This window comes from Coleofasciculus sp., from assembly GCF_046539235.1.
In the GTDB taxonomy this organism is placed as follows: Bacteria; Cyanobacteriota; Cyanobacteriia; order Cyanobacteriales; family Coleofasciculaceae; genus Coleofasciculus.
Genome location: NZ_JBKHHI010000401.1, coordinates 1 through 6189, shown reverse-complemented (window position 1 = coordinate 6189; position 6189 = coordinate 1). Strand labels below are relative to the sequence as shown.

Sequence of the window (6189 nt, the reverse complement as noted above, 5' to 3'; positions counted from 1 at the left end):
AAGAAATCGATGATTATCTCAGCTTTGTCAATCGGACTGTTCGCCATCTTTATTTAACTCAGAATCAATGATATACTGAAAATGTATGGGTCAGAGAACGAATCTCATGGTACAACAATTGCAATCCTCTGAGGTAGTCAACCTGCAACACCCAGACAGTGATGGTCAACCCATGGCAGACAATACGATTCAATTCCGCTGGATTGTTGTAATTAAAGAAAACTTAGAACTATTATTTAGCGATCGCGCGGATGTATTTGTAGCGGGTGATTTATTATGGTATCCTGACCAAAAATCATTGGTTCGTCAAGCTCCTGATGTCATGGTTGTCTTCGGTAGACCCAAAGGCGATCGCGGATCTTACAAACAATGGCAAGAAGACAATATTGCCCCCCAGGTGGTGTGGGAAATTCTCTCTCCTGGTAACCGCCCTGCTGAAATGGCAAAAAAATTACTATTCTATCAACGCTATGGAGTCGAAGAATATTATATTTATGACCCAGACAGGATAGAATTAACTGGCTTAGTTCGGTCTGTAGACTGGTTAGATCCGATAGAAGAAGTCAATGGTTGGACATCCCCTCGACTGGGAATTCGGTTTGAGTTAACGTCAGAAACATTAAAGATTTATCGCCCGGATGGTCAGCATTTTTTCACGTTCCTAGAACTTGAACAACGAGCTAAACAGGCAGAAGAACGAGCGCAACAGGCGGAAAGTCGGATTCAACGCTTAGAACAGCGACTACGGGATGCAGGACTTGATCCGGATCAATTGTGATCCTGGAATCGGTGAGAAGTTTGAAAACCGCGATCGCACAATCTAGAGGTCGAGAACTGGTAGAAAAATCCCCTAAAGCGTTATTGTGTAAGAAGTCACGGCAATCCGACCCTATCTCTGGTCACAATAAACTTTTAGACTAACGTTAACTATGTTTGATGCTCTCGCCGAACGCTTAGAAGACGCCTGGAAGAAACTACGCGGTCAAGACAAGATATCTCAAGCCAATATTCAAGACGCCCTGAAAGAGGTGCGTCGGGCTTTGCTGTCGGCAGATGTGAACCTGCAAGTCGTCAAAAAATTTGTTGCTGATGTTGAAAGCAATGCCATGGGCGCTGATGTCATCGCTGGCGTCCGCCCTGACCAACAGTTTATCAAGATTGTCTACGATGAACTGGTGCAGGTGATGGGGGAAAGTAATGTCCCCTTGGCTAAGGCAGATACATCGCCCACTATCGTGCTGATGGCAGGGTTGCAGGGAACCGGGAAAACTACGGCTACGGCTAAATTAGCTTTACACCTGGGGAAGGAAAACCGGAGTTGCTTGATGGTGGCGACGGACGTTTATCGCCCTGCGGCGATTGACCAGTTGGTGACATTGGGTGAACAGATTAATATTCCTGTCTTTGAAATGGGGACGGATGCTAACCCCGTAGAGATTGCCCGTCAAGGGGTTGCCCATGCTAAGGAAACGGGTGTTGATACCGTAATTATCGATACGGCGGGACGATTGCAAATCGACGCCGAGATGATGGCGGAACTTGCCCAGATTAAGGACAATGTTAAACCCCACGAGGTTCTGCTGGTCGTGGATGCGATGACGGGTCAAGAGGCGGCAACCCTAACCCATACGTTTAATGAACAAATTGGGATTACGGGGGCGATTCTGACTAAGCTGGATGGGGATACTAGAGGGGGTGCAGCGTTGTCTGTGCGCCAGGTATCGGGTCAGCCGATTAAATTTGTCGGTGTGGGTGAAAAGGTAGAAGCACTACAGCCATTTTATCCCGATCGCATGGCATCCCGGATTCTGGGTATGGGCGATGTGCTGACGCTGGTGGAAAAAGCCCAAGAAGAAATTGACATGGCTGACGCCGCCCAGATGCAGGAGAAAATGCTCAATGCTCAGTTTGACTTCAGCGATTTCTTGAAGCAAATGCGGCTGTTGAAAAATATGGGTTCCCTGGGTGGGTTGATCAAGCTGATGCCGGGAATGGGTAAGCTGAGTTCGGATCAACTGGAAAAAGGGGAAGGCAAACTCAAGCAAACGGAAGCGATGATTAATTCGATGACGGCTGAGGAACGCCGCAATCCGGATTTGCTGGCTGGTTCTCCTAGTCGTCGCCGTCGTATTGCCCGGGGTTCAGGGCATAGTGAGCGTGAGGTGAGCAGTCTAATTAGTGAGTTTACCAAGATGCGATCGCTGATGAAGCAGATGGGTCAAGGTCAAATGGGCGGACTTCCCGGAATGGGCGGAATGGGCGGAATGGGTGGTATGGGTGATATGTTTGGTGGTGGAATGGGCAATCGTTCCCAACCCGGTTGGCGCAGTAGTGGTCCGACGAAGAAGAAGAAAAAGCCGAAGAAGAAGAAGGGGTTTGGTCAGCTTTGAGGAAGATGGGGTGAGGGGAAGTCAACAAATGACCAAGGACAAAGGACGAATGACGAATGACATAAGACGAATGACGAATGATTCCCCTTTCCCCTAAATCTATAATTATCGCGTAAAATCAAACAGGTGAGTTATTGGAAACTATGGTCAAAATTCGATTAAAACGATTCGGCAAAAAGCATGAAGTGAGTTATCGCATTGTGGCGATTGAGAGTAGCGTCCGTCGGGATGGGCGTCCTTTAGAGGAGTTGGGCTTCTACAATCCCAGAACTGATCAAACGACGCTGAATGCTCCCGCTATTGCCAAGTGGCTGAAAAACGGAGCGCAGCCCACGGATACCGTTCGCAGCATTCTCAAGAAAGCCAATGTCCTTGAACAACAAGCCACTGTCTGAAACTGGGCAGAAAACCAGCCCGGATTATGGGAGTCTGGTGCGATTTTTAGTTGAGCCGTTTTTAGAGTCGTCCACGTCGCTGAGTTTAGACTGTGAACGCGCCCATGCTAATAATCGGGTCTGGATTCGGCTGGCGTTTGACGGAGAGGACAAGGGGCGAGTGTTTGGTCGAGGCGGTCGTAATATTCAGGCAATTCGCACCGTTATCCAAGGGGTGGCTAAAATTGCTGGTGAATCTGTCTATTTGGATATCTATGATGAGTCGGGTGGTACATCCCGCCGTGAGACCCCTTCCGGGAGTAGATCCCCGGGGAGGAAAGGTTCGCCTCGACGCTTACCCTTGCCTAAACCTAACTCTAAGCCTCGTTCTTGATTTGTCTTATGTCATTTGTTATTTGTCCTTTGTCCTTTGTCCTTTGTTTTCCCTGCCTGCTAATACTTGATAACTGATAACTGATGACAAACCTTGAGTGAAGTATCAACAACGATTGAATTACCGAGTGTCCAGAGTGCGATGGTACTGGTGGGCGATCGCGAGAGTAATCTGAAGTTGCTCTCTCAACGCACTGGCGCGAGTCTGGTTTTGCGGGGACAGGAATTGCTTATTTCTGGTACTCAAAAACAAGTTGAGCGCGTCTCGTCTGTGGTGCGATCGCTTAAACCATTTTGGCTGGAGGGTAGACGAATTGAAGAGGCGGACATTCGCACCGCGTTTCAGGCTTTGGATACTCACCGTGAGGATGAACTCCAGGATTTACATCAAGATGTACTGGCGCGTACCCGTCGCGGTGATGTGATTCGCGCCAAGACGTTTCGCCAGCGCCAATACGTTAAAGCGGTTCTTACTCATGATTTGACGTTTTGTATTGGACCTGCGGGAACTGGGAAAACCTTTTTGGCGGTGGTATTGGCAACCCGGGCATTACTGGCAAATGAGTATGAACGCCTTATTTTAACCCGACCGGCTGTAGAAGCGGGGGAAAAATTAGGATTTTTGCCGGGAGATTTACAGCAGAAAGTTAATCCGTTTTTACGTCCGCTTTATGATGCTTTATATGAACTAATTGATGGGGAGAAAATTCCCAATTTAATGGAACGGGGAATTATTGAAGTAGCACCCTTAGCCTATATGCGCGGGCGAACACTTAATAATGCTTTTGTGATTGTGGATGAAGCCCAAAATACTACCCCAGCCCAGATGAAAATGGTTTTAACTCGCTTGGGGTTTGGTTCTCGGATGGTGGTGACTGGAGATGTTACTCAAACCGATTTACCACCGAATCAAGATTCAGGATTAGGGGTGGCACAAAAAATTCTGCGTCCCGTTGATGGGATTGCGTTTTGCGAACTTTCCACTCAAGATGTGGTTCGTAATCCTCTGGTTCAACGGATTGTTGAGGCTTACGAGAAACATCAAAAATAAGGCAGGAGTATGAAGTAATCCTTGTAGTGCGAGCATCTTGCTCGCTACATTGAGCATCTTGCTCGCTACCCATTCCCAATTTAAATGCGTGACAGCTTATCGTGCCCTGATAGTTTCCTGTTTCTTGTCGGTTTCCGGTTACCCGTTCTCTGTTCCCTGTTCCCCACTTATCTACTGCGGATTACCAATTAAGGTAAAGGGTGCCCAGTAGTACGGATGAGAGAAGTTGAGATTTTTTGCCCTGGCGCGTTCTGCCATTTCTGGAGGTAAGGTTATACTTTTATCTCCATAATTTAATTGACCATTGGCAATACTAACCTCGCCGCGAATCATGGCAAGCTGCGCCTGACGTAATGCCTCACTTTTAATTGGAACTTGACTTAATTGACGATAGAATTCAGTCGTGATTCCTAATGCCCCTTCATCGCTGACGTACCAGAGGGTGGCAAGGGTAGAATCAACCCCCGCTTGTAAGGCTGAGCCAGCAAAACCGAGTTCAGAGTCTTCATTGCCTAGGGCGGTTCGGCAAGCACTGAGGACTAATAAATTCACGGCTGAATTGGATAAGCCTAACTCTTTGAGTTCATCCAGCCGGAGTTTGCGATTCCACAGTTGAATGTAGGAATTGCTAGGATTCCCTGGCTTAAATTCGGCGTGAGTGGCTAAATGGATGATGCCAAACTCGTTCTGGTTGATTTGTTCTTGCAGATTTTGGAAGGTGAAATTCTCGTTGAGGAATGATTTGCCTTTCCACAGATAGTCTGTAATTGTGGATAGTTCTATCGGCACAAAGGGTAAGGGTTGTAAATCTGAGAATTTCGACGCCCCCATTGCCAGAATTTGACGCGAGCGAATGTCGGGATTGCGAGCTTGCATTAAGCTGAAGCTGGGAATCAAGTTGACACTATAGTTCTCGATTAAGAAGTTGTCTCCATCGTGAAGGGCGGCGATGGGGAGCGATCGCAACCCGGAATCCATGGCAAACATTAACCCTTGGATTTGGCGTGCTTCTAAATCGTCCGCTAAGGGTTCGATTAACCATTGGTAGAGTTGCTGAGCTGAATCGAGGTAGTTCGTCGATCCGATGTTACGACGATCGCTGATTGCCCGCTGAAACTTTTGAGTCTCTGCTAAAACCTTAGCCCGAATCGCATTAGGAACTCGACGTTGAATGGCTTCACCATCGGCAGTAATCAGTACCAATTCTAGCTGTTGATTGTCCTCCGGTGAGCAATTGCTTGATGCTGAGGGGGTATAACCAAATCGGCGATCCACGGCTGGCGCAGACTCTGCTTGACAAGCATTAGCTTCTGAGTTCATGGGTTGAGGGACAAAGCTGACATAAATTACAGCGGTTTTCAAGCCGGTTACTTGTTCGATGTCGCGAGTCCGTTCAGTGATATCTTGTAAATTTAGCCGTTTGGTTACAAATTGTTGTTGGAGATAGGTTTGGAATTCTTGGGTAAAAGCAGCTTCAAGTTGATCCACGCGATCGCTGACATTATCCGTTTCTGATGATGTTGATGACTCTTCCTGGTTTGAAGCCTGCTGTTGAGGCGTCTCACCGGAGGTTCCATTACCATTATTTGCCACTGGCGTGTCTTGTCCAGAGGGTTCAGGGGTATTGGAATTACCATTGGCGACATCGGAATTATCGCGGCTTTCGGTGGGGTTAGAGCCACTATTATTCACCGTATCGCTATTGTCAGGAGTATCCGGATTACGGCTATAGGTTTCGTCGTCATTCTCCTGGGAGGTGTCAGTGTTGGCGTTATCCTCAGAAGCCGTATCGCTGTTGGCGTTGCTGTTATCTACGGTATCGGTTCCACCATTGTCCGCGATATCGCTATTGCCGTTATTTGGTTCACGGCTATAGGTTGAGTCGCTATCGTCACTGGTTTCGCTATTGCCGTTACCTGTATCTGTCGTATCGCTGTTGGCGTTGCTGTTATCTACGGTATCGGTTCCACCATTGTCCGCG

At 47.7% G+C, this 6189-nt stretch carries 6 protein-coding genes; 5 read left to right on the top strand and 1 reads right to left on the bottom strand.

All coding sequences use genetic code 11. The features are described from left to right. Nucleotides 1-106 precede the first annotated feature (106 nt). From ACLFWI_RS25225 to ACLFWI_RS25205, 5 genes are all read left to right on the top strand, one after another. Nucleotides 107-778 (top strand): Uma2 family endonuclease, encoded by a 672-nt coding sequence (locus ACLFWI_RS25225; RefSeq protein WP_446415205.1) that lies wholly within the window; start codon nucleotides 107-109, stop codon nucleotides 776-778. 151 nt (nucleotides 779-929) lie between these two features. Next, a complete protein-coding gene (ffh, locus tag ACLFWI_RS25220; protein WP_446415204.1) occupies nucleotides 930-2390 on the top strand; it encodes a signal recognition particle protein in 1461 nt (486 codons plus the stop codon). Nucleotides 2391-2533: 143 nt separating this feature from the next. Then, nucleotides 2534-2785 (top strand): 30S ribosomal protein S16, encoded by a 252-nt coding sequence (gene rpsP / locus ACLFWI_RS25215; protein ID WP_446415203.1) that lies wholly within the window; start codon nucleotides 2534-2536, stop codon nucleotides 2783-2785. After that, complete coding sequence (locus tag ACLFWI_RS25210; RefSeq protein WP_446415202.1) at nucleotides 2757-3158, top strand: KH domain-containing protein; 402 nt, start codon at nucleotides 2757-2759, stop codon at nucleotides 3156-3158. Before rpsP ends, ACLFWI_RS25210 begins: the two co-directional genes overlap by 29 nt. A 93-nt stretch (nucleotides 3159-3251) precedes the next feature. Continuing rightward, complete coding sequence (locus tag ACLFWI_RS25205) at nucleotides 3252-4208, top strand: PhoH family protein (protein WP_446415201.1); 957 nt, start codon at nucleotides 3252-3254, stop codon at nucleotides 4206-4208. 171 nt (nucleotides 4209-4379) lie between these two features. On the opposite strand, the gene ACLFWI_RS25200 is transcribed toward ACLFWI_RS25205, so the two are convergent. Then, nucleotides 4380-6189, bottom strand: a 1810-nt coding sequence (locus ACLFWI_RS25200) for a CHAT domain-containing protein (RefSeq protein WP_446415200.1), incomplete at its 5' end; no start/stop codon positions are given.

What these genes read in the sequence shown, in the direction of transcription:
- ACLFWI_RS25225 (WP_446415205.1), top strand. Translation starts at nt 107, where the DNA reads ATGGTACAACAATTGCAATCCTCTGAGGTAGTCAACCTGCAACACCCA.
- ffh (WP_446415204.1), top strand. Translation starts at nt 930, where the DNA reads ATGTTTGATGCTCTCGCCGAACGCTTAGAAGACGCCTGGAAGAAACTA.
- rpsP (WP_446415203.1), top strand. Translation starts at nt 2,534, where the DNA reads ATGGTCAAAATTCGATTAAAACGATTCGGCAAAAAGCATGAAGTGAGT.
- ACLFWI_RS25210 (WP_446415202.1), top strand. Translation starts at nt 2,757, where the DNA reads ATGTCCTTGAACAACAAGCCACTGTCTGAAACTGGGCAGAAAACCAGC.